The sequence below is a fragment of the Mycobacterium sp. SVM_VP21 genome, from assembly GCA_024758765.1.
GTDB classification, from domain to species: domain Bacteria; phylum Actinomycetota; class Actinomycetes; order Mycobacteriales; family Mycobacteriaceae; genus Mycobacterium; species Mycobacterium heraklionense_C.
Window position 1 is genome coordinate 237,719 of record CP101406.1, and the last position, 21,814, is coordinate 259,532.

Annotated in this window: 35 protein-coding genes; 1 reads left to right on the plus strand and 34 read right to left on the minus strand. The window is 65.7% G+C overall.

The features are described 5' to 3' along the window. Window positions 1-15: 15 nt before the first annotated feature. The 31 genes from NM962_01210 to NM962_01360 all read right to left on the minus strand — a co-directional run bounded on the left by NM962_01210 (window position 16) and on the right by NM962_01360 (window position 19,826). Complete coding sequence (locus NM962_01210; GenBank protein ID UVO12817.1) at window positions 16-393, minus strand: hypothetical protein; 378 nt, start codon at window positions 391-393, stop codon at window positions 16-18. Next, window positions 390-1,442 (minus strand): hypothetical protein, encoded by a 1,053-nt coding sequence (locus NM962_01215; protein UVO12818.1) that lies wholly within the window; start codon window positions 1,440-1,442, stop codon window positions 390-392. The genes NM962_01210 and NM962_01215 overlap by 4 nt, the downstream gene beginning before the upstream one ends. Before the next feature lie 82 nt (window positions 1,443-1,524). Further along, entirely contained in the window at window positions 1,525-1,896 is a 372-nt protein-coding gene (locus NM962_01220; protein UVO12819.1) for a DUF2190 family protein, read from the minus strand. Between the two features lies 1 nt (window position 1,897). Further along, window positions 1,898-2,983 carry a hypothetical protein gene (locus NM962_01225; protein UVO12820.1) on the minus strand — a complete coding sequence of 362 codons (1,086 nt, stop codon included), beginning with the start codon at window positions 2,981-2,983 and terminating at the stop codon, window positions 1,898-1,900. 206 nt (window positions 2,984-3,189) lie between these two features. Further along, entirely contained in the window at window positions 3,190-3,399 is a 210-nt protein-coding gene (locus NM962_01230; GenBank protein ID UVO12821.1) for a hypothetical protein, read from the minus strand. 124 nt (window positions 3,400-3,523) lie between these two features. Then, on the minus strand, window positions 3,524-4,978 hold the full coding sequence (locus tag NM962_01235) for a DUF935 domain-containing protein (GenBank protein ID UVO12822.1): 1,455 nt from the start codon (window positions 4,976-4,978) through the stop codon (window positions 3,524-3,526). Between the two features lie 34 nt (window positions 4,979-5,012). Then, window positions 5,013-6,419 carry a hypothetical protein gene (locus NM962_01240; protein ID UVO12823.1) on the minus strand — a complete coding sequence of 469 codons (1,407 nt, stop codon included), beginning with the start codon at window positions 6,417-6,419 and terminating at the stop codon, window positions 5,013-5,015. A 46-nt stretch (window positions 6,420-6,465) separates the two neighbouring features. Next, the gene (locus NM962_01245; GenBank protein UVO12824.1) at window positions 6,466-7,077 is read right to left on the minus strand and encodes a hypothetical protein; all 612 of its coding nucleotides are present in this window, start codon (window positions 7,075-7,077) and stop codon (window positions 6,466-6,468) included. Between the two features lie 223 nt (window positions 7,078-7,300). Continuing rightward, window positions 7,301-7,645 (minus strand): hypothetical protein, encoded by a 345-nt coding sequence (locus tag NM962_01250; GenBank protein UVO12825.1) that lies wholly within the window; start codon window positions 7,643-7,645, stop codon window positions 7,301-7,303. A gap of 4 nt (window positions 7,646-7,649) precedes the next feature. Further along, window positions 7,650-7,826, minus strand: coding sequence for a hypothetical protein (locus NM962_01255; protein UVO12826.1), 177 nt, complete (start codon window positions 7,824-7,826; stop codon window positions 7,650-7,652). Beyond that, window positions 7,823-8,083, minus strand: a complete 261-nt coding sequence (locus NM962_01260; protein UVO12827.1) for a hypothetical protein — start codon at window positions 8,081-8,083, stop codon at window positions 7,823-7,825. Before NM962_01260 ends, NM962_01255 begins: the two co-directional genes overlap by 4 nt. Before the next feature lie 2 nt (window positions 8,084-8,085). Then, window positions 8,086-8,955 carry a hypothetical protein gene (locus tag NM962_01265; GenBank protein ID UVO12828.1) on the minus strand — a complete coding sequence of 290 codons (870 nt, stop codon included), beginning with the start codon at window positions 8,953-8,955 and terminating at the stop codon, window positions 8,086-8,088. After that, window positions 8,952-9,269: a WhiB family transcriptional regulator gene (locus NM962_01270; protein UVO12829.1), complete on the minus strand. Its 318-nt coding sequence runs from the start codon at window positions 9,267-9,269 to the stop codon at window positions 8,952-8,954. The genes NM962_01265 and NM962_01270 overlap by 4 nt, the downstream gene beginning before the upstream one ends. Continuing rightward, window positions 9,266-9,592 (minus strand): hypothetical protein, encoded by a 327-nt coding sequence (locus NM962_01275; GenBank protein UVO12830.1) that lies wholly within the window; start codon window positions 9,590-9,592, stop codon window positions 9,266-9,268. Before NM962_01275 ends, NM962_01270 begins: the two co-directional genes overlap by 4 nt. Continuing rightward, complete coding sequence (locus NM962_01280) at window positions 9,589-10,743, minus strand: hypothetical protein (protein UVO12831.1); 1,155 nt, start codon at window positions 10,741-10,743, stop codon at window positions 9,589-9,591. The genes NM962_01275 and NM962_01280 overlap by 4 nt, the downstream gene beginning before the upstream one ends. Next, complete coding sequence (locus NM962_01285) at window positions 10,740-10,940, minus strand: hypothetical protein (GenBank protein UVO12832.1); 201 nt, start codon at window positions 10,938-10,940, stop codon at window positions 10,740-10,742. The genes NM962_01280 and NM962_01285 overlap by 4 nt, the downstream gene beginning before the upstream one ends. Window positions 10,941-11,142: 202 nt before the next feature. Next, window positions 11,143-12,264, minus strand: coding sequence for a DNA polymerase III subunit beta (locus tag NM962_01290; GenBank protein UVO12833.1), 1,122 nt, complete (start codon window positions 12,262-12,264; stop codon window positions 11,143-11,145). Continuing rightward, entirely contained in the window at window positions 12,264-12,467 is a 204-nt protein-coding gene (locus NM962_01295; GenBank protein ID UVO12834.1) for a hypothetical protein, read from the minus strand. Before NM962_01295 ends, NM962_01290 begins: the two co-directional genes overlap by 1 nt. Before the next feature lie 12 nt (window positions 12,468-12,479). Continuing rightward, on the minus strand, window positions 12,480-12,662 hold the full coding sequence (locus NM962_01300) for a hypothetical protein (protein ID UVO12835.1): 183 nt from the start codon (window positions 12,660-12,662) through the stop codon (window positions 12,480-12,482). Then, the gene (locus NM962_01305) at window positions 12,659-13,471 is read right to left on the minus strand and encodes a hypothetical protein (protein ID UVO12836.1); all 813 of its coding nucleotides are present in this window, start codon (window positions 13,469-13,471) and stop codon (window positions 12,659-12,661) included. The genes NM962_01300 and NM962_01305 overlap by 4 nt, the downstream gene beginning before the upstream one ends. Then, the gene (locus NM962_01310; protein ID UVO12837.1) at window positions 13,468-14,967 is read right to left on the minus strand and encodes a DNA cytosine methyltransferase; all 1,500 of its coding nucleotides are present in this window, start codon (window positions 14,965-14,967) and stop codon (window positions 13,468-13,470) included. Before NM962_01310 ends, NM962_01305 begins: the two co-directional genes overlap by 4 nt. A 166-nt stretch (window positions 14,968-15,133) precedes the next feature. Next, window positions 15,134-15,328 carry a hypothetical protein gene (locus NM962_01315; protein ID UVO12838.1) on the minus strand — a complete coding sequence of 65 codons (195 nt, stop codon included), beginning with the start codon at window positions 15,326-15,328 and terminating at the stop codon, window positions 15,134-15,136. 47 nt (window positions 15,329-15,375) lie between these two features. Next, on the minus strand, window positions 15,376-15,681 hold the full coding sequence (locus tag NM962_01320; protein ID UVO12839.1) for a hypothetical protein: 306 nt from the start codon (window positions 15,679-15,681) through the stop codon (window positions 15,376-15,378). Window positions 15,682-15,686: 5 nt separating this feature from the next. After that, window positions 15,687-16,829, minus strand: a complete 1,143-nt coding sequence (locus tag NM962_01325) for a recombinase RecT (GenBank protein UVO12840.1) — start codon at window positions 16,827-16,829, stop codon at window positions 15,687-15,689. 24 nt (window positions 16,830-16,853) lie between these two features. Beyond that, window positions 16,854-17,741 carry a YqaJ viral recombinase family protein gene (locus NM962_01330; GenBank protein ID UVO12841.1) on the minus strand — a complete coding sequence of 296 codons (888 nt, stop codon included), beginning with the start codon at window positions 17,739-17,741 and terminating at the stop codon, window positions 16,854-16,856. Between the two features lie 402 nt (window positions 17,742-18,143). Continuing rightward, a complete protein-coding gene (locus NM962_01335; GenBank protein ID UVO12842.1) occupies window positions 18,144-18,416 on the minus strand; it encodes a hypothetical protein in 273 nt (90 codons plus the stop codon). Further along, window positions 18,413-18,736 (minus strand): hypothetical protein, encoded by a 324-nt coding sequence (locus NM962_01340; protein UVO12843.1) that lies wholly within the window; start codon window positions 18,734-18,736, stop codon window positions 18,413-18,415. Before NM962_01340 ends, NM962_01335 begins: the two co-directional genes overlap by 4 nt. Next, window positions 18,733-19,110, minus strand: a complete 378-nt coding sequence (locus NM962_01345; GenBank protein UVO12844.1) for a DUF732 domain-containing protein — start codon at window positions 19,108-19,110, stop codon at window positions 18,733-18,735. The genes NM962_01340 and NM962_01345 overlap by 4 nt, the downstream gene beginning before the upstream one ends. A 62-nt stretch (window positions 19,111-19,172) precedes the next feature. Continuing rightward, window positions 19,173-19,421: a hypothetical protein gene (locus tag NM962_01350; GenBank protein ID UVO12845.1), complete on the minus strand. Its 249-nt coding sequence runs from the start codon at window positions 19,419-19,421 to the stop codon at window positions 19,173-19,175. Continuing rightward, entirely contained in the window at window positions 19,411-19,590 is a 180-nt protein-coding gene (locus NM962_01355) for a hypothetical protein (protein ID UVO12846.1), read from the minus strand. The genes NM962_01350 and NM962_01355 overlap by 11 nt, the downstream gene beginning before the upstream one ends. Then, a complete protein-coding gene (locus NM962_01360) occupies window positions 19,587-19,826 on the minus strand; it encodes a helix-turn-helix transcriptional regulator (GenBank protein UVO12847.1) in 240 nt (79 codons plus the stop codon). The genes NM962_01355 and NM962_01360 overlap by 4 nt, the downstream gene beginning before the upstream one ends. A gap of 233 nt (window positions 19,827-20,059) precedes the next feature. Between NM962_01360 and NM962_01365 the strand changes: the two genes are divergently transcribed. Then, window positions 20,060-20,332, plus strand: a complete 273-nt coding sequence (locus tag NM962_01365) for a helix-turn-helix domain-containing protein (protein UVO12848.1) — start codon at window positions 20,060-20,062, stop codon at window positions 20,330-20,332. A 17-nt stretch (window positions 20,333-20,349) separates the two neighbouring features. Here the strand turns inward: NM962_01365 and NM962_01370 are convergent, their stop codons facing one another. Genes NM962_01370 through NM962_01380 form a run of 3 tightly spaced genes read right to left on the minus strand, consistent with a single transcriptional unit; the run spans window position 20,350 to window position 21,727 of the window. After that, window positions 20,350-21,135: a BRO family protein gene (locus tag NM962_01370; GenBank protein UVO12849.1), complete on the minus strand. Its 786-nt coding sequence runs from the start codon at window positions 21,133-21,135 to the stop codon at window positions 20,350-20,352. Then, on the minus strand, window positions 21,132-21,410 hold the full coding sequence (locus tag NM962_01375; protein ID UVO12850.1) for a hypothetical protein: 279 nt from the start codon (window positions 21,408-21,410) through the stop codon (window positions 21,132-21,134). Before NM962_01375 ends, NM962_01370 begins: the two co-directional genes overlap by 4 nt. Next, window positions 21,407-21,727 (minus strand): helix-turn-helix domain-containing protein, encoded by a 321-nt coding sequence (locus tag NM962_01380; GenBank protein ID UVO12851.1) that lies wholly within the window; start codon window positions 21,725-21,727, stop codon window positions 21,407-21,409. Before NM962_01380 ends, NM962_01375 begins: the two co-directional genes overlap by 4 nt. Window positions 21,728-21,814: the final 87 nt, after the last annotated feature.

Below are 21,814 nucleotides of genomic sequence, written 5' to 3' on the forward strand. Positions count from 1 at the left end.
CTCACCTCGTCATCGTCAGTCGCGGTACTTCGCGATGAGGTCGACCTTGCTCATCGCGTCGGCCTCGGCGAACTCCATGCCCTGCGCGACCGCGTAGGCGACCCAAAGATCCTTGGACGCGACCTGCGCCGGACGTTCGACCGACTCCGTGGCCGGCACCGTCTCGGACCCCCCGGAAACGGCCGGTGCCGGCTCGATGACCGGCTCCGGCTCCGAGGTCCGCAGCCCGTCGACGTCGTGGTCTCCGAGCGCCACGACGAGGCCGTGCCGCACGAAGTGCGACCGCTGCTTGTCGTTGAGCCACCGAATGATCGACCCGGCGTAGTACGGGTGCAGCCGACCGTCCTGGTCTGCTGCGTTGACCATCGGGGCAACGACCTCGTAGCCGCTCACGCGGGCAGAATCCCGGTGATCTCGACGGCCGCGTCCGGCTCGACGATGAACGGCGTCGTGACGCGGCGGGCGCGCACACGCCACCGGTCTTTCTCGTCCTGGCGCATCGACTTCGTCTGCACCAGGGACCGGCCAGCGCCGCCACCACCGTCGGCGTCAGCGCCGGGTGTGGTCGCGCCGGTGTAGCCGGGCGCCGGCAGCTTCTCGTCGCACATGCCGCCGAACACCTTCGTGTCGATGACAGCCGCGTACGGCGCCGATGGCAGGTTCGGGGAGCCGAGCCACAGCTTGCCGGCCAGCTTGCCCGCCATGCTCGAGTTGAGACCCTCGAAGATCGGCATCGCGGTAACGCCGCTGCTGCCGATGTCCTCACGAGCCCAACGCGCATTGAGGTTCGGGTCGCTGAATACGATCGCGAAGGTCTCGAGGTCGCAGAGCACGGCGTCGCCGTTGTAGCCCTGCTTGAGCTGACGCATCTGCTGGTCGGCCAGCATCACATCACGCAGGATGTTCGGCGTCTTGGTTCCCGAGCCGTCCCAGTACGCGTGATCGGTCCCGGACAGGGCGCCGCCGATGCTCGATGCGCCGGCGCCCTGCGTCTGAGTGATGGCGGCAACTACCGCCGACATCGCGTTGCTGTCGACGGTGTCAACGAGGCTGTTGATCAGCTTGACCAGGGCGGTCTGCAGCGGCTGCCAGTTCTGCCGTGCGATCGACTCGTCGAAGATCAGGGTGTCGAGGCCCCACTTCACGGTCGACGCGATCTGCGCCGGGCCGGTCGGGATCGGCGCCAGCGGGTACTCGCCGCCAGGCTCGACCGGCTGCGGTTGCCGGCCGGCGAAAATCGACTCGATCTGCTCGTAGATGATCGATCCAGACTCGGTGAAGATCTGCGCCTTCAGGATCTTGTCGGAGACGTACATCTGATCGGCGATGGTGCGCAGCGCCCGGTACAGCATCGTCGGGTCGTTGAGGAACCGCGAAATCGCGATGATGTCCTGGTTGGTCAGGTCACCGGTCGGGGCTCCGGGCGGGTTCAAAACGGGCATGTCCGTTTACCTTTCGGGTATGAGAACGGCACCGGATCGCCAGGAGTGGGACGACCCGGTGCCGTTCGGTTTGGGGTTGAGATCAGTACGACAGTCGGACGTCGACCAGACTGTTGGCGGCGGCGGCCAGCGCGTAGCCCACGACCTCGCCGGCCGGGGTCTCGGCGGTCGCAGCAGCGACGGCGCCGCTGGCGGCGCCGACAACCGCTGTGCCCGCACTGATCGCGCCGGATGCCGCCAGCTGGTGCACGCCCTCGAACCAGACAGCCACGCGCTGACCGGACTTGACCGACCGGACAGCGACGCCGAACTGTGACTGTGCGGCGGCCGAGGACGGCGCTACCTTGTAGTCACCGCTGACGACTACCAGCTGACCGGCGGTGATGTCGGCGGTGGCGGTGCAGGTGATCGTGCAGCCGCCGAGGAACTTCGGAACGTAGTCGCTGCCGGCCATGTCAGTTACCGCCCTTCGTGTTGAAGCCGAGCTTGTTCATGAACGTCTCGTAGCCCTGCTGCGCGACGTTGTCCTCACCGGTTTCGGGTGCGGTGATGCCGTGCCCGATCTCGGCGACTGGGATCAGGCCCGGTGCGAGCGACGCCAACACCTGCCGGCTGCCCTCGCGGTCGCTCTTGAGCGCCGTCAGCCAGTGATCCTTGCGGGCTGGCGCGATCTTGCCCTCGGCGATCGCCGCCTGGACGGTACGCGCGTCCTCGTCGGCGATCTGCTGATCACGGGCGTCGCGGCCGGCCTGTGCGTCGGCGCGCAGCTGGTCGTACACCGACGCCTCGATCTGCATCAGGCCAGCGGCGGGCGCCGCGGCTGCGGCGACACGCTGCTCGACGTCAGCCTCGGCGGCCGCGGTGTGCGCTTCCCAGGCTGCCTCGATGGCGGCCTCGTCAGCGTCGGCGGCGATGCCGAGTGCCGCGGCGATCTTCTCGGGGAGAGCCATCTCGGCCCCTTCCTGTTGTGAAACCGCCGCGGCGGCCTCGATTTTGATACCGAACTTTCGGGCGGCTTCCTCGATCGCGGACGTGATGTGATCGAGTTGCTTTGCCGTGTAAGGCTTTTGATTTTTCTTTTCGTTTATGAACGACCATGCGCTCTTGACGTGATCGCGGTCGTTGAGCGGGTAGCGCTTCACGCCGTGACCGGGTTCGGCCGGTTGATCGTCGCGGTCGAGGTAACCGGGGTCGGCGTAGTTGACGTCTCCCCACGGCTCTTTGGCGTCGGTGCGATCGCGGTAGGTGGCCGCCTCGACCGTGAAAGTCACGGCCGTGCCGCCGATCTCACGCGCCGCGGCGACCTGATACAGCTCGGCGACATCCTGCACGCTCTTGAGCGTGTCGATACCGGGCGGCGTCGCACCGAGCAGCGCCAGACCTGTCAGCACGAAATCGTGCTTGTCGCCCGCGGCGTCCGTGTAGTCTTCCTGGCCTTCGATCGACAGTGACGGGTACGCGCTCGGCATGATGTCGGCGAGCCATTCCGGCACGCCGGCCAGGTCGCCGTAGAGCACATCGCCGTCGTCGGATGCGTGCACGTTGTCGACGAATCCGACGGCGGGGTCGCCGGTGAATCGCGGGTCACCGTGGCCGAGTCGGATCGTCGGCTTACGCAGGATGCCGGCCTCGTGTGCGGCCACCGCGGCGGCGATCGTCTCGCGCGTCACCGAGAAGTCACCCGATCGCAGCTTGTAGTTGCCGACGCGCATCAGCTCCCGATCCTTGACCGTCTTCAGGCTGACCATTAGCCGGCACCGTTCTCGTCGCCGTCGCCGATGGCCGGGTCAACGCCGAGCGCCGCCGCGAGCCCATTGACGCCGGCGATCAGACCGGTCGAGACCGCGGCAGTGATGCGCTGCTCGATCTGCTTGGCGATCGCCTCGAGGGTCTCGGTGTCGAGTACGGGCGTCACGTTGACTGTCACGCCGGACTTTTCGGGGTTGTGGCTCACCATCGGGTTGTCCACCTTCCAGATTCGGGGTCGTGGTCTGCACGGCCGCGGCAGGCCAAGCTGTGGCAGTCGAACAGTCGACACAATGGCCGTGACAGCAGCCATCCCACGTAGTCGATGAGCGTGTTCACCACAGCGTCAGATCTCCATCGCTCGAGATCGTCACTCGCGGCCGGCGGCCACGGCTGGCGGTGACGCGCGCCCGCGACGTGAACGCCATGCCGTCGGGCGTGTGCGTCGTAGCGATCGGCACGGTCTCCGGCGGCCGGTTGTCGGGCACCGGCAACGGCTCGTCGTCTTGCGCGTCGGGGTCGGCGCCGGGCAGGCCCATAGACTGCCGCTCGAACGCCTCGAGCTGCGCGTCGGGCTTGATGATTCCGGCACTCACGAGCATCTGCAGCGCGGCCGCCGACGCGTCTTGCTGCGAGCCGATCGCGTCGAAAACGATGCGCGGCGACGGTGAGTCTTCACCGAAATTCGTGTCGACGATGTCCTCGACGATGTGCGTCTGCGCGGTGTCACGGACGGTCTCGGCGGTCTGCTGCACGCCCTGTGAAAATGTGTCGGCCTGCACGGATGCGAGCGCGAAACTGCCGCCGCGGTCGAGGTTCAGGAAGTGCGCCAGCGCGGCCAGCGCCATCTGCTTGTCGTGGTACTCGATGGCCTGCCGGATGAAACCGCTTGGCAGTTGGCCTTTGACTCCGGCCAGCTCGAACGTCGAGCCGGCGGGCAGCGCGACGCCGGCGTTGTTTCCGCCGCGGTACTGCTGCGCGATCTTCAGATAAGGCGCCAGTGCATCGCTGCCGGGCGCCGCCATCGATACCGACTCGGGCGCCGTGACGACCGGAACACCCATGCCGTTACGGCGTGCCGCGGTGGCTTCAATGCGGATCAGTTCGTCTTTGAGCAGCCAATTCTTGTAGGCCGGCCGGAAAATGCTGTTGCCGGTCCAGACGCCAGGGTCGCGGTCGCGGGTGTAGACGACGAGCCGATTCACCGGGATCTCTTGCGCCCAGGCCCCGAGGTAGTTCGGGGCGCCGGCCGCGCCTCCGAATCCGGTACCGGGCGGCCATTGCTGAATGCCGATCAGGCCGCCATCGGCGTCGACGTTCCAGAACGCGATCGTCGACTGCGGACGCGGCGCGAGCTTGCGTAGCCGCAGCCGGTCGGGATTCTTCTCGTCGGGCCGGTACACCTGCTCGAAAACGGCGTGCCCGAAATGCAGGTGACGCATCGCCCACTGCAAGTGCTCGAGCCACGAAAACCGGCCCTTGGTACGCGGCCGGGGCTTATTCACGTCCTCGCCGACGATCGGCAGCCCCAGATCATCCGAGACGTGCTGAACGACATTGTCGGGAGCCCCGTTGGGCTCGATGCGCCACTGCGTTTGCATGATCGGCAGCGCGATCGCGTAGTAGACGCTGGCAAGCCGTGATTCCTCGCGCCACATCCGCGTATAGGTGCGGATCGCGTCGGGCCACAGCAGTTCGGGCACCTGCTCGAACTGGTCCCATTGGCTATACGCGGACAGCAGACCGGGGAATGCGTTGGTGAAGCCAAGTTCGGTGGTCACGGGAGCCACTGCCAACGACCACCTTCCTGTTATCGGCGCGTCGTTAGAACGGCGCGCTCATCACGTCGATTTCGCCGTCGCTGCGGTCGTGTACCGGCCCGGTGTCTTGCATCGGTGGCGGCGTATTACGCGGCGGCGTAGAGAAATTGAGCAGTCCCCAGTGCGCGAGCATCGCGGAGACCGTTGGTCCGATCCATGCGCCCGGCGCTGGCGTCGGGGTCGTCCGACCGTCGGGCATGTCCTTTTTCAGGGTCGACAGGATCGATTGGTCGAGCATCCGCTGACCGCTGTGGCTGATCTGACCTTGATCGATTGCCTCGAGGATGCCCTCCCAGGCGACCAGATACTCGCTGTAGCTGGTCATGTGCGGCTCGATGCCGGCCTCGATCAGGTAAGGCTTGAGGATCGCCGCCGGCGATTTCTGGTCGATCACGATCACCGCCGGATCGCATTCGGAGACGATCGCGACGATCTTCTCGACGACGTCGGTAGCGCTGGCGTTCTGGCAGAAACCGACCTCGACGGCGATCGTCTTGCCGGTCGATCGCTGCGCGCCGGTGATCACCCACGTTTTCGATGCCGGGCCGCGGTCGATTGCGATCGCGCCCGGACCTGGCGTCACCAGGCCGGGCGTCATGTCGTGCAGCCGGCCCCACATCTCCGGCGTAACCGGCGGTTTCTGCTGGTCCTCGAGCGTCGGCCAGTCACCGATACCGAGACGCTCGACCAGGAAGATCTTCGGCGTGTACCGCATCGCCTGGTATTCGTCCTCGATGTAGTCGAGGGTCATAAACCCATGCCCGACCGAGGGATTGGCGCGCAGTCGCTCACGCTCGCTCGTCGGGTCGGCGCCGTCCTCGCAACCCCATTCGAGGTAGCACAGGCGCGGGCTGGTGCCGTCGAGCGCGCGCTTGCGGACACCGGAGAACACGTGGCCGTGCTCGTGGACCAGCTGGTCGACCGCGCTACCCGCGTAGATGATCTGCGGGTTCGGCCGTGCGCTCATCGTCGGCATCATCGCGCCCACAGCCTCGGGCTTGACGATCATCGCCTCGTCGAGAAACACTCGATCGCCCGAGAGACCACGGGCCGCGCCACCGGTGCGGGATTGGAACATCATCCGCGGGGCATCGGGATCGTGCGCGTCGGCGCCGAGAACGAAACCTTCCTCACCATGCGACCGTTTCGGGACGTACCGCTCCCCCGAGGCTTTCAGCAGCGACTCGACGCGCCGCATGATCTGTTTAACGGTGCGGAATTCGTGCGCCGAGTAGATAATCAGTTCTTCGTCGAATAGCAACAATCCGGCGATCATCAGCACCTCGATAATCGCGGACTTGCCGTTTTGCCTCGGTACCGTCAGGCCGATCTCGAATGCCGACCACAGCCCGTCGGCCGTCTCTCCGAGCATGTGATGTAGCGCCAGCTTTTGCCACGGGTACAGCTCCATGCCGAGTTTCTCGACGAACTCGATCGCCTCGGCGGCCGCGCTGGTCTCAGCTGGTGGCGCTACCAGAATCCGCGGGGTTTGATCGCCCCGCGGCGGCTCGTCGTTGCTCACGCTTCGCCTTCACCTCGTCACGTTTGGAATGCGGCGGGGGCGCCTTCGCGTCGAGCTCCGCGCACACCGCTAGGAACTGCCGTGACAGCGATGTGAGCTTGCGCGCATCTCGGCAGACATCGATTTCGGCCGACAGCTTGTTGCGCAACGCCTTCAGTGCGTCCTCGGTCGTCGTGGTGGCCGCTACGCCGTTGCCGACAGCCGCGAGGTTGTCGCGCATCCCCTCGAGCAGCTTCACGCAAATGCGGGCCGCGGCCGGCGCTTCCTCGCTGCGACTGATCGCGACGCGGTATTGCGCCTGGAAGATCGCCTCACGGCGCTCGAGCGTCACGGCGTCGAAGTTCTCGGCCAGGAATTCGCGCCGTGGCGCCGTGCGGATCATCGCCGCACGGATCACGTCCTCGACGATTTGCTCGCCGACGACGAGATCCTCGGCGATCTGGCGGTAGGACGAGCCCGCGAGGAACTCTTTCAGCACCGAATCCGGGTCGATGGTCGATCGAACGTCGGTGACGTCGTCATCGTCGTCAAGCGGCGTGGCGTCCATCGAAATTCCGTCCAATCCCGGCGTTTCGCCTGGTCAGGCCCATTTTCGCCAAAAATGGCTCTGACCTGCTGTTTTTGCAAATTTTTCGCCACGGAGGGGGGAGCGCGACGCGGGGCGAGGCGTCGCGGCACCCCCCCGGGGTCGAACAAATGTTCGGGTGGGTTGCTGCCGCCGCGTTTCCGCTGGTCATGGCACTGATCGGGTTCGCTGGCGTGCGGATTCCTTACGCGTGCTGGTCATGGCGTGACCAGGGCCAACGCATGACGAGTGTTCCGAGTTCATCGAGGTTGGTTGGTGGTCTGCGTCCGACGAGCGCGGGGCGCAGGTGGTCGCGTCGGCCGTCGCCGCGTTCGCTGTTGCATGGACCGTGCAGCAGTCGGTCGGCGACAGTTCCACCTTGCGAGCGTGGGATGGAGTGGTCGCCACTGAGTCCCTGCGCGAGGAACATGGGCTCGCCGCACCACCAGCAGATCGTGCCCTCGACGTGAACGCTCTTGAGGTATTCGACCTGCAGGCGGTGGCGGTTGCCGAGTCCCTTTTCCTTGGTGGTGCGCTTGTTGGGCGCCACGTTCTCAGCCGCCGGTCGGTTGGAGCGTGATGATCAGCGCGCCGTTGTCGGCGATCGACAGCTCACCTTGCAGCGGCACGTTCTTGGATCGGTTTATGGCGGTGACCAGGGCGCGAACGAACTCTATCGCCTGGTTGCTGTTCAGTTTCCGGGGCGATGTTCCGGGCTGGAAAATGTTCATCGGGCGATCCGATAGCCGTGTGCGGTCAGTAGCCGAATGATGGCCTCGGCGGTGTCGCGTCGGGCTTCGTTGATGCGGCCGGCGGCTATGTCGCTGCGGCCGTGGGTGCTGAATTGCATCAGGCGAATGACTTGGCCGTCTCGGCCGGGGAGCTTGCCGAGGTTGTTCTCGATGAGCACTGCGGCGGCTCGCTCGGCTTCGGACATAGTGGTGCCGCTGGCAATCTGAGGTGCCACGGTAGCAGCGGGGTCGGGCATTGTCATGCTCCTGTCGTTTGGATGGGCGTGTTGCTGGTGCGTTTGGTGGTGTTCTGCTCGATGAGTTTCTGCACGTCAGCGAACAGAAACATCGGCTTGTCGTCGGTGTCGTATTGCGAGGGCAGCAGTTTGCCCTCACGACGCCAGCGGTAGAACGTCGTCTTGCTGACGCGAACCTCAAAGCTGTCGAGGATGCGCAGCAGTTCGTGGGCGCGAAAGTGCCAGTGCTCCATGCCGGCGAGGTTCTCGCGGATGAGTTCGGCGACCTGGTGCTCGGTCTTGCATCGTGGGCAGCGCGCGGTTTTGGCTCGGCGGTGAACGGTGATCTCGCGGTCGCATCGCAGGTCGGGCGCGTCCGGGTGCGGCGCGATGCAAGGGCCGCAGTATCGCGGTGGCTGTCGGTAGTCGATGGCGCGTTTGATCGCGGAGGTGGTGCGTTTGATGTCGGCGTGCAGCTGCGCGACGTGCTCGTGGTAGGCGACGGCTTCGATGTTGTCGGCGATCCATGTGGCGGCGAGTTTGGGATCTTGCTGGGGGAACATTCCGGGTCGGTAGGCGACGGTGCTGGCGCGCAGCACGATCGCCCAGGACACGATGGTTTCGGCGGTGCGGCGCTGCAGTGCGTTGGCATTGAAGTTCACCGGTAGCGGTGCGTCGTGCTCGGTGATGTGGCGGGCTTGTGCGCCGAGTTTTGTCTGGCCGCTGCAGGCGTCGTCGAGGTAGTCGAGCCAGCCGGGGCGTTGTCGTCCGCTGCGGTCGATTTCGCCGGCGACCAGTGCGCGCAGCATGTCGTGCAGCTCGTCGGCGCAGGGCCGGCAGATCTGCTGACGGGTTGTGCGGTCGCATTTCGGGATCGCGCAGTTGTGACTCAAGGGTGAACTTCCTCTCGCTCGAGCGCGTCCCGTAGTGCTGCGCGTAGTAGCGCGCTGTGATGCTTGGTTTTTCGTTCTGGTGGCGGTAGGTAGATGCCGGCGTAGACGCCCGCGGTTGCACGGGTGGTGATGGCGTGCTCGAGGCAGTGGATTCGTACCGGGCAGTGGTGGCAGATGACGCGCATTTGCAGCAGGTCGGCCGGTGCGGGTTCGGTGTCGGTGGTCCAGCGTGGGTCGGGTTCGCAGGCGGCGCGGCGTTTCCATGCGGTGTCGTGTCCGACGAGGTCGCTCAGGTAGTTGGGTTTGCGGCTCATATGGGTCGCACCGCCCGAAGTGCATCGGTGGTGGTCATCAGCGGTGCCAGGCAGCTCAGGCAGTGCGGTCGGCCGAATCGTCTGAGCATGAACAGGTACCGGTTGGTGTCGCGGATGAGCGCGCCGTAGCAGAGCTGGCACACGATGACGACGACGTTGCCGTACTCGTTGGTGGCAGGTCGGCCGTCGCAGCAGTCGATGGCGTGGATCTCAACGGCGACCTTGGCGGGGTGCTTGCAGTTGACGCCGGCGCGCTGGCAGGTGATGGTCTGCCAGTCGAGCGCGACGAGCACGTCCTCGGGCTTCGGGCTGATTTCGTTCACTGAACTGAATCCTCCGGCGTGTTTTTGACGGCTGGTGGCGGTGTGGACGAGCTTTCGGGGTCGGCCTGGCGTGGTTGTGCCCGACTGGCGGCTATTGCGGCTCTGACGGCCGCTGAGCCGTTTTCATTGATCGCGTCCTGCTCGGGGTTGTGGTTGCACACGATGCCGTTGCGGTAGCCGTGCTGGTCGCACAGCGTGCAGTCGGCGATATCGCGGGCCTTGAGCGTGGCGTCAGCGCGGGCAGCGTCGGATCGGGCCTGCGCGGCGCGGCGACGCTGACGGTCCTCCCAGCGGGTGTGGGCCTTGCCGAAGTTCGCGCAGGGACCGCAGTCGTCGTCGTAGCCGGTCGGGTCGTTGATGTGTTTTTTGCATCGTCTGGGGGGTTCGTTGTCCGGGCCGGGAACGGCTGCGGTGGTGCCGTCGGCGTCGCGTGCGTGCTCGCGCGTACCCCCCAGGTGACCAACATCGTTACGGGGGTTTGAAACAGAAACAGAACCAGAAACTGAGGGTATGGGGTTGGGTATCGGGTTGGGTATCGACGCGACAGGCATTTCCGCAGGTCGGCTATACCCTTCCTGATACCCAATCGGATTGGGTATCAGATTGGGTATCGCATTGGGTACTGCGTCGGGCATTTCGTACCGTGCGGCCAGTAGTTGGAGACGCTCACGCGCTGCCACATCGGCCAGGGTGATCGCTGACTGCAGCCGCTTCGCATGGTCCTTGTCGCTCTTTACCTCGGGTACCGTCATGCGCTCGAGCTCGCGGTACATCACGGCTCCGAACTTCGGCGAGTCGAACACCGCCAGGAACCGCAGCGCCGACAGGAACACCGTCGGCTGTTTCTCGAGGCCGTCGTTACGCATCCGCGTGCGGATCAACAGCTCGCCGGTGTCCTCGTCGAGGTAGACGTAGCCGCGGGCTTCCATGCGCGCCAGGGCGGCCTGTAGCTCGCCGACCGTGGGCAGGCGATCGCCGTCACGCATGGCTTTCGCCCATCGCGTGTAGTTGATGGGCTGCACACCGGCCGCGTTCACGGCACGCTGGCCGTTGAGCACCTGAAACAGCAGCTTGTCGAACACCGGCTGGTTGCAGAAATCATCGTCGGACCACTGCGAAAACAGGTTCTTCGCGTACTCGCGGGTCGTCATCGGTCTCCGTTCTGGTGGGCTAGCAGCACGCGTTTCGGCACGCGGATCATGTGGACGATGCCGGTCGCCAGTGGCCGGCCAAACAGATCGCTGCAGTCGGAGCCGGAACGTTCACCGCACAGGCCGCAGCGTCGCCGCAGTGCGGCCTGCACACGCTCGTCGTCGCGGTCGGATAGCCACGCGCCCCACGCGCTCACCGCGTCGCCTCGAACGACGCCGTTACCTCAACGATTTCCATCTGGTCGCCATTCGGGCAGCGGCGGATGATCTGCGTCAGAAGATCACGGTCGGACCAAGACTCATCTGACGCCCACTGGCCGCGATACCGGGCGACGAACCCGGTTGCGTCGAGACGCCACCGCGGACGAAAGACAACTGACGGAGTCAGATCCCCCGGCATCAGGCGCGCATTCCGATCAGGATGGCCGCGGTATCGACCGGTGGCGTGGCCAGCGGCGATGGCGATGCACCGGGGTAGATGTGGATAAGGTGCCCGGTCTCTTTGAACGCCAGCGTGGTTTGTGATTCGTCTACCGCGGCCATCGCGCTATGCAGCCGGCGCGCCGACAGTGTCAGCTCGCGCCGTCTGCCCGCGTGCTCGGCCTCGATCGCGTCGGCGATTACGCCGGTCTCGCTGGCGCTGGTCACCACCGCGAGCGTGCCGTCATCGGCAACGAGGTTGACCCGCGTCCAGGTGTCGGACGCGATCGCCGTCGCTCGCTTCAACATCGACACCAGCTCGGAGGTTTTGACGATGCACGCGGTGGAAAAGTCCTGTGGTGCGAGGAATCGATCGAGTGACGCCACTTCCTCGTCGAGCACCTGGCTAACGACCGTCGTGGACGACGTGCGGAATCCGATCGTCTTGCCGTTCGCGAGCAGCTCGATCTCGCTGGCATCCGATAGAGATTTGATCGTGCCGAGGACATCGGCCGCGACCGCGTTGAAACTCGTCTCGGTCGTGCCCGACCAGTCCAGGCGTCGGCGGCCGATCATGAATCGGTCGGTCGCCGACAGCGTCAACGACGTCGGTGTGCAGACGAACTTGAGGGCGGTCAGTTCCGGCGGCTGCGGGTCGGTGGAAGCGAATCCACCGATAGCACGGACAGCGTCGCTGAACGCCGCGGCGTCGACGGTGCCGATCACGTCGGCGGCGGTCATCTCGGGCAGTCGCGGGTAGTCGTCTGCGTGCATGAGCGGGAGCCGGTACTCGGATCGGCCTGCAGTGATCACCATGTGGTTGCCGGACGTGGTCGCGGTGCATTCCGCCGTCTTCGGCAGATTGGCGCCCACAGCGGCGAGTAGCCGGCCGGAAACGACCGCGGTGTCGGTGTCCATCACATCGGCCGCGACGACGCGCATGGTGGCGCGGTCGTAGTTGAAGCTGGACAACGTGACGGCCCCGACTTGCGCCTCCATCAGCACGCCGCCAAGGATCGGGTTGATGGGGCGCGACGGTACCGAGCTGATGCCGGCGGCGATCGCCTCGGCCAGTGCGCCCGCTTGCAGTGTGAACTTCATCAGAACTCCGACCGCTCGGGCATAACCTCGATGGCGGTGTCCTCGTCGAGGATGAAAACGCGCCTGCCGGGACGTAGCGCGAGCGCGGCGCCAGGATTGAACGGTCCGCGGATGGTGATCGATTCCGTTGTGAATGACTCGATTTCACCGGTCGTCACGCCCTCGCTTTCGAGGTATCGAAGAACGGCATTTTCGTTAGCCATGGTCGTGGTTCCTCACTTGTCGGTTTGGCGTTGGATGTGGTCGCGAACCTGGTCGATGATGTCGTCGACGGCGTCGAGCCGGCGCTTGCGTGAGCGGCCGTGGACGTCGGGGTATTGCGGGCAGCGGCCGACGAAGTAGCCGGCGTCATTGATCTCGGCGTAGAAATCGCAGTCGGCCAACGCGGGGGCCGTCATGCGCTGGCCTCGATGGTGTCGCCGAGCAGCTTGGCGAGAGCCTTGTATTCCCAACTCGATTCGAGTGCCTTGGTGCCGTTTCTGATGTCGCGTAGGCGATTGCGTGCGAGGTTCTTCACGTCGTCGAGCACTTGTCGACCGTCGAGCACCTCGCACACCGCGGCGGCCAGGGCGTCCGTGTTGTCCGGCATGTACTTGCGTTGCAGGGCGATCTTCCCGATCAGCTCACGGGCACGCTCGACCGCGGGTGAGATGCCCTGTCGTCGCGCGATTTCCCGTTCGACGTCGGCACGTACCTGGACTATCGCGGCTTCGTTGGCGCGGCGTTGGCCGGCGAGGATCGCCTCGGCGCGCAGGGTGTCCTGTCGGGCCATGATCGACCGGACGGCCCGCCACGACGGTGTGTGGTCGGGTTCTTTGCGGGCCGGTTTGGTGACGATCTTCATGCGGGTTTTCGACGGTCCGGGCGCCATGAGTCCCCAACCGGCGGGTAGTTCGCCGTCGTGGACGATGGCGGGATCGTTGACGACGAGCCACCATTCGTGGCACTGGTCGGCCCATGGGTCGGCTTTGCCGGGCTTGTTGAGCTCGTTGAGCCAGTCGGCGCGACTGACTTTGAGCTCGTGGCCGACGAGGATGCGACCGCTGGTGCTGGTGAAGCCGACATAGATGGCGTCACAGCCGCCGCCGCTGGCACCGTTCCATCCGACCTCGGGCAGGGATATCCCGCCGGGCAGCGGTGCGCCGGGCTTGATGTAGTGGCGCTGCAGTCGGTCGAGCAGCTCGCGCGTTGTGAGCGTCGCGGTCATGCGTTGACTCCCAGCGATTCCGCCACCACACCGACCAGGTCACGCGCCGCTGGCGGAGTCACCGCGTTGCCGGACTGGCGGACCTGTTCGCGGCGGTTGCCGAGGATTCGGTAGTCGGCGGGGAAGTCCATTGCGCGGGCGATCTCGCGTGGCTCGAGCATGCGGAACAGGACGTCGTTGATGTCGACAGTGGGCCGGGTGAGCAGAGCGTGCGTCTCGACCGTTGTGACCGTGGGAAGCTCATGGTCGGCGGGCCGCGACCCACCGTTGCCGTAGTAACTGGTGATCAGTGGCTTCGGCTCATGGCGATACCACCGACCGTGGAAGACGTCCTCACGTGTCACTTCGCCGTGATCGACCGTCACCAAACCGTGGTGGTTCCCGGATGCGGTGACGGTGGCTAGCGGGTCCGCCGTGGGCCGCGCGACGCTGCCGCCGCCGCGCAGTTCCGCGATGAACGCCAGCCCGGTCTCGCTGCGGGTCGTCATCGTGCGCAGCGGATCACCCACCGGCGACGCAGACTTACCGAGGCGGCCCTCGACCGGCACCGCAAGCGCCTTCGTGGTCTCGACCGTCGTCACAGTGGATAACGGATCGCCGAGCGAACGCACCCGGTACTCGCCGCGGCGGTCAAGGATGAACGGCGCCCAGTAGCGGTCGATGGCCGCCTGGATGCGGCCCAGCGTCTTGGCCGCCAGTGGCTTGTCGCGGTCACCGATCCGCTGGCCCAGCAGGGTCCAGTCGATGATCTCGGCCGCCGGCCGGAACAGTGGCTCGACGATCTGGTTGCGGCACTTCCCGCTTGGACAACGGAAGTTGTACTGGGCGCGGTAGCGGCCCCACGGCCGGTCGGGTTTCTTCCACACCTGCATGGCCCGCACCGGCCCGCACTCGCCACAGATCGCGTGCGGACGCACGACCTGCTCCAAGTCCGGGGCGGTGTTTCCCGCGCGCCAGAACACGATGTAGATCCGGTCCCGCGACTGCGGCGCCCCAGCACCGAACACCTGCGCGTGCATCGAATTCAGGTAGACGATTCGATGCAGGTAGCCAATGGACTCCATGGCAGCCAGCCACGCCCGGAACGGCGGCCACTGCGCCACGTCCACCACGTTCTCGACGATCACCGCCTCGTAGTGGTGATACTCCGAGAACCGCACGACGTCCCACATGGTGGCGCGTGAGCGCTCGGCCGCCTCGTCCGGCAGGATCTCGCCGAACAGATCCGGCTGCGCGTCGGCCCGCTTCTTACCCTGCGCGATCGAGTGTTTCGTGCACGACGGTGAGAACCACCCCAGATTGGTGCGCGGGAATACGCGCGGATCGACCTGGGACAGGTCCGCGCAACGGTGGTCGGTGTCGGGGTGATTCTCGGCGTGGGTGTCGATCGCCAGCTGCCAGTGGTTGGCCGCCACCACCACCTCGACGTCCGGGATCTGCATCGCACCAGTGGAGCTGCCGCCGGCGCCGCAAAACATATCCGTGAGAGTCAGCATGACGTCCTCTCGAGTGCGCTGGCCGGACAGCGTTGTTCGTGGACGACGCGGTTGCGGTTGTACGGCCGGCAGTGCTGTCCGGGTACGGCCGCGCACTGCGGGCAGCGTTTGGTTAGGGCCGCGACGGTCTGCGGTGCGTTGAGGTCGCCGCACCAGGCCGGCGCGCTCACTGCTGCTGCTCCTGCTCGATGGCGGTCACGATTTCGCGGGTGATACCGACGTTGGAGAACGGCCGCGTGGGGTGGTGTCGGTTGAGGATCTCGTAGATCCTGGCGCCGATACCATCCCGATCCGACAGCGTCTCGGCAAACTTGCGCATGGGTGCGGTCCAGAGTCCGACGTCGGGCAGCGGATCGGTCATGCCACGACCGCACTCCCGCGCGCGAACGCGGTCGGGCTCAGCCACGCTCACGATCCCGTCTCCGAATCTCTTAGGTCGACCGGCTTGCGCCAGCCGCGGGAGATGAGTTCCTCGCCGAGGACTTGCAGATCGCCGCCGCAACTGTCGGCGATCTGCAGGCAGTCGCGGAGAATCTCCGTCACTTGGGCTGCGTGCAGCGTGGCCGCGGCTTCGTTTTCCGCTACTTCTCTGGCTTTGCGTCGAACAGTGGCGATGTCGAACACCCACCGCTTACCGCCGAGGCGCTGTTCCTCGAGTTCCTCGAGGGCATCGGCGGCGTTCAGCAGCCGCGAGGACAGTGGCAGCTCCGTCATTTCCGTCACTGTTCGACTCCCTCGTTGCGGATGAGTGCGGCGTTGAGTACCCCGTTGGCTTCGTCGGCGAGGCGCCCGGTTTTCTCCCAGGCGGCGAGACGCGCGCCGACCTTGACCATCTGCTCGTCGGTGAGGTTGTCGAATCCGTGCTCGCCGCACGGCTCGAATGACTCACCGAGTAGCGCGGTGATCAGCACCAGTTCTTCGGCCCGGTCCTGGCACTCAGTGCCGGTGATCAGCTGGGCGAGGCGCACCTCGGCGTCGGCGCGTCGGGAGTCGACGACGCTCGGCGCAGGTGCTGCTGATGTGTCGTCGCCGGCGACGGCGTCGCGGAGACCACCCAGGCCGCGGCCGCCCTTGCGGGGCTCGGAGCGTACGGGCTCGGAGTCGATGATCGTCGCCGGCTGCGCGGCGTCCTCGAGGACGACGCCCGAGAAATCGGCCGGGTAGGCTTTGCGCCATGCTTGGGCCTCGGCGCACTTGGCGAGCTGGTTGGCCGGCATTTTCTTCCACATCGACGTCAGCTCGCCGCTGCCCTTGTACTGGGCGTATTCGTTGAAGTTGCAGACGGCGGTGTGGCGTTGCCCGTTGACCCAGATCGTGTATTTGCAGGCCGCGGGCTGGCCGGCGCTCTCGGGCCAGTAGTCGGTCCAGGCGTCGAAGTCGCTGCCGGGTTTTCCGCGCCACAGGGGTTCGTCGTGTGAGGTCTGGTCGCCTTGTGCGCGGCTGGCGCGTACGCCGATGAGTCGGTAGCCGTCGATGCCGGTTTGGATGGTGAACTTCATCATCCGCTGGGTTTCGACGCGACTGTTGCCGTTGTCGAGCTGTACGCGGACCTTGACGTCGGTTTCGCGGCCGATCATGTAGATCTGGCGGGCGAACGGGTCGAGGCCGGTGCGTTTGCAGATGTGGAAAAACAGGTCGAGGTCGGCCGGTTCGGCGTCCTCGACACCGATCTGCCGGAGCATCGCGATCTCGTGCGGCGTGAACTCCGACCGGCCGGCGAACATCACGGGCGCCGCGGAGGTGGCCCGGTTAGCCATTACGCCGCCGCGAGTCGAGAGCGGGCTACTGTCGGGCTCTTGAATGATCACGCCGGGTGCGATCGTGAGATCTTCGGGTGTTACCTGCGGGGCTTGTGATTCCATGTTTGCTTTGTCCTCCTTGTTGTTTCACCAGGCGCCGCGGTTGGCGTCGTGCAGGGCTTCGTGGTTTTTGGCTTCGATGCGCAGGGCTACGGCGCCACGGGCGGCTGGTGTGCGTTTGGCGACGGTGATGCCGCCGCATTCGGCGATCTGGGCGTTGCCCATCGCGTCGAGCAATTGCGTCTTGAAGCCGCGCAGGCTCTTGTCAGCGTGCGTCTGTTCGCGATGCCAGTCGAGTACCTGGCAGGCAAGCACTGGTGGTATCTCGGCGATTTCGCCGTCGTTGATGTCCGGGTGCAGTTGTCGGACGGCCTCGTAGGTGGCGACACTGTCGTCGAGCGCAGGCGGCGTATCCGACTGCAGGGACTGGTAGAACCGGTTGCAGCGGTTGACGATCGCCTCGGCGATCTCGACGTCGAACGGGATCTCATACAGGTGATCGTTGAAATACGGCCCCATGACCAGCAGGTGCGCCGGATGCCGGATGAATCCCGTGACGATCATCTGAAATGTGACCTGCGCGGCGTAGTCGGCCGGCGCCTGGTCGGTGAACTCGTCGCCCCAGTCCTCCATACGGCGCGCGGTTTTGAACTCCACCACCCGGCGCAGACTGCCGCGAACAGCGCGCCGGTCGAGGGTCGCCACGTTCGGGAACGGCAACGCCGCGCTGCTGACCTGCACCTCACCGGGCGACAGCAGCCAGCCGGGATTCTTACGCCGCCAGATCGCGGCGAGCGCCGGCTCGAAATCGTGACCGACCGCGAAGATGTCCTTGGGCGGCTCGGGCGGCAGGTTGCCCTTCATGCGATGCCACAGCCGGAACGGTGACTCGAACCGCGAGACGCCGAGGATGGCCGCGACCTTGCTGGGCGTGATGAGCTGCAGCCATTCCGGGCTGCCGGGCTCGATGTTCACAGTGGTGTCCCTTCGGATTCTCCGCAGCGCCAGCAGATTCGGTCGTCGTCACCAGGCGCGTACGAGTGGGTGCCGTCGAGGCAGCTGAGCGGCTGCGGCGCGGCGTCGGGCGGGTCGGAGTAATGCGTCATCGGCCGCACCGTCTGAGGGCCCGGTGCGCGTTGTATACGACGAGCAGTGCGCGCGGCTTCGACCGTTGGTGGCGTGAGTAGGCCCGGTGGGCGGCTACCGCGTTCGACCATCCGGCGTCGGTGAGAGCCGCGGAGACAGGCAGTCCGGCCGCAAGTCCAGCCTCGAAACAGTCGGCGCGGTCCTGAAAGAATCCGACCTTCGCCATGTACGCCGCTCGCGCGATGGACACGTTGCGGCGCAGCACCTCCAATTGCCGCGGGCTTCGTTTCGTCATGGGGTCACCCGTTCCCAGCGCGTGATGATCGAGTGACCGATGCGCCCTTTTTGCTGGACCGTCAGGCCGCGGCCGCGGTAGTCGATGACGGCGCCGATGACGATGCGACCCCTGCAGTCGGCGTAGCGGACCAACGAGCCGATCGGCGGGTGCGGGTTGCAGGCCAGGTAGCAGCGATCGCAGAGCCGTGACTTGTCCTCGGTGAGGTCGATGACGTACATCGCGTCGCACAGGTCGCAGAAAAACGTGTGCCGGTCGTAGTCGCTCATCGCTGGCGGCTCCGGGCCTCGGCGACGGTCTGCTCGGCGCGGATCTGCAGGTCGGGCAGCGTGAGGTCGAGGTCGAACCATGCCGCGAACGCCATCAGTAGCTGGGCACCTTTGGCGGGGTGTAGGGCGCACAGTTCGACCAGTTCGCCGTAGAGCCGGTAGGGGTCGACGCGTCGGATGCGTTCGGCGATGTCGATGGCGTCGTCGGCGACGCGATCGATATTGCGGGTCGGCGCGTAGTCCACCAGCAGGCCGCCAGGTTCGGCCGGTGCGTAGCCGACGGGAACATCAGGGCCGATACCACCGATGTCGGCGGTCATTCGCGGTGCCCCTGCTGCTTGGCCGCCACATACTGCTGCAGCAGCGGCTCATGCCAATTGCAGTGGTGGTGCACGGCAGTCCCCACCGCCAGCGCTGCCTGGTAGTGGCTCAGGGCGCTGCCGCGCACGGTGTTGCCGAGGGCTTCTCTGACGCCGGCAACGGTCGGGTCGGCGTCGAGGCCGGCGCAGATCGTCGCCGCGTTCTGGTGCCCGTATTCGATGCCGGCGTCGGTGTCGGCGCGGGCGATGAGCCCACTGAGCGCGTAGGAGAAGATCAGCAGGGCCGCGGCGAACACCGTGGCGGGGATGATCTTCTCGCGCAGGGTGGAGGGTTTGCGGTGCTGGCCTGTTATCCTGGTGGAACGATTCCGCATCGTGTTGTGTCCCTTCCTCATTGGTTGGTGAAAGCCGGTCGTTGCAGCGGCCGGTTTTCGCGTTACTGGGCTGGTTGACGTCTCTGTAATGCGGCGATTTCGAGTTCGATGGTGTCGGCGATCGTCCGGTAGAGCTGGTGGTCGATTCCGGGTGCGGTGTCGGCTTCGTGGCGTAGCCACGTCACGCTGCGGGCGAGCATCTCGGGTGTCGCTCCCTGGTCGGCTAGGTCGGCGACGTGCTCGCGGATCTCGGCGAGTGTCTTGCTCAGCACGTCGAACTGGTCGCAGCTCACGCCCGAGTCAGGCGGCACGGCGCGCGGCTCCGTCCTTGCGGCGTTGCACACTGGTGCGGATGCGGGTGTGCGCGATGTCGCGGCGGCAGCGTGCGCAGCGGTGCGGCTTGTGGTCGTCGGGCAGTGCTCGGCAGCGTTTCTGCTGGGCGAGCAGCGAGTCGAGCACCTGGTGAAGCTGCTTTTTCATGCGGCCGTACCTCCGTGGACGTCGAACAGTTCGTGGAACCAACTGGTCCCGAATTCGGCGAGGACAGCCGCGATGAATCGGCCGCTCGGTTCGTGCTGGCCGCGCATGATCCGCGAGACCGTGCTGGTGTTGACGCCGATGCGTTTGGCGAGCGCGGCGTAGTTGTCATCAATGCCGGTGTGGACTGCGAGCCGACTGAAGCCCTTCGCGTTGGGCGTCAGGGTTGGTCGTGGCACGGGTGACTCCTGGTAGTTCAGTCGTGTGTATTGAATTGCGTGCACGATTGCAGGCAGTGCGTGCGTGTTTGCACGAGCGGCCCACGTGGGTGCCGCACCGCTCCGGCCTGAGTGTTCAGCCGTTGTGCTGCATGTTCATTGAGATGCCACGCTGGCGAAGAACGTGAGCATTCCGTGCTCGATTGCAAAGCCAGCCTTTGCGTGTTTGCATTCAGCGCGGTAAATTTCGCCACATGCCCGACACCCCAACCCGCTGGTGGAAACGGCTCATCGCACTCGCCGAGCTGCACGGCGACCACACTCAACAGGAGATCGCCGAGACCCTCGGCGTCAGCCCCGGCGCCGTCAGCGGCTGGCGTTACGGCCGACCACCACGCGCCGAAACCGTCGTCCACGCTGCGCGCACCTACGACACCGATCCGGTCGAACTGCTCAAACTCGTCTTTGTCGACACCGACCCGGCCCCCAAGCCCAAACGGCGCATACCGCAACGGTCCCTGCGGTAGCCGGGCGCCGGCCGCGATCACGCCACAGCCTCACGGGCGATCAGTCGAGCAATAGCCTCGGCGCCCTGCGGCGTGATCTTAAGCGTGTGCATGACCTCAGAGCCGCGGAACCGTGGTGCCTCATGCACCTCGACCCGACGGAAATACCGCTTCTTGTCGGCCTTCTCGCTGTACCGGTTGCGCGTGACTTTCTTCCCGATACGTTCTGACCAGCGCGAATCGGACTGGCAGTAGATCCAGTCCCGTTCCATCAGCAGCTCACGCAGCCACGACTCTTTGACGTTGTTCGTCGAGGCGACCGTCGAGAAGCTCAGCAGGTCAGCGTCGGTGACGTAGGTATCGACGTAGGAGACCTTCGGCGCGTCGACGGCCCGCTCCGACTCGAGTTGGTGGATACGGGCGTCCCGCTGGTCGAGCACCTTCATCGCCTCGGCGTAGCCAGCGGCCATCAGCTCAGGTCCGGCCAGCGGGTGGTCAGCACCGTAGGAGCCTGTACGCCGGATAGCGGGCAGCACTTCGCCGGTGATCCACCGCCGGAACGCCACCGCGTCCGGCTTGTCGGAGCGGATCACGACCTCGTACATGCCCGACTCGTTGACGATGGTCATCTGCTGCCGACCGCCAGGGGTGTCGATCTGGCCGACACCCTTCTGATCGTCAGCGAGCCGGGCGGCCACGTCCCGGCCGTTGCGAATCGCGAGCACCGCGCACAGGTCGGCCAGGACGAACCACGGTGCGCCGTTGATCACGATCACGCGCACCGCAGTGTCGGCGTAGACGAAGGGCATCAGGTCGGTGCTCATGCGGGAAGCTCCATCCGTGCTCGTGATCGTGGTGAGATCGCATCGAAGACGCTGACCGGGTAGGCAATCGGTTCGGGTACCTTGGGGCGCTTGAGCGTGTTGCTCAGCAGCTCGACGCTCTGCTGCAGGTGTTCCTCGGTCATGCGCCAGGTTTTGCCGACCCGGTATCCCTTGATCTGGCCGCGGTTGAGGCGGCGCACGAGCCACAGCTCGGGGCACTTGTATTCCGGCGGGAGGATCATCTCGGCGACCTCGGCGAGGCTGTAGGTCTTCACGAGGCGGCCGCCCGTGGGGCGCGCTCGTCGAGGACTTCCCGGACCACGGCGCGAACCAGCTCGCGCAGCGTCACAGATTCGCCGTCCGTGATGACATTGCGGGTCCGCTCCAGCACCGACATGGGGCAGTTCAGGGCGATCGCGAGTTTCTTGACCTGCGTCGGGTTCGGCCACCGGTGGCCGTTCTCGAGGTCCGACAGGTAGCCGAGGCTGACGCCGGACGTGCGAGACAGGTCCGCCAGACTCTGACCGTCTTTGGTGCGGATGACCCGCAGCTGGTCCCAAACCCCGTACTCGCTAATTCGCTTCTTGGCCATCGGCGCACTCCCCTTGATGTCGGAACCGAATCGGTCCGGTAACAATCACGGTACATGCGTAGGTGTGTAGAGGTCAACACATAGGGG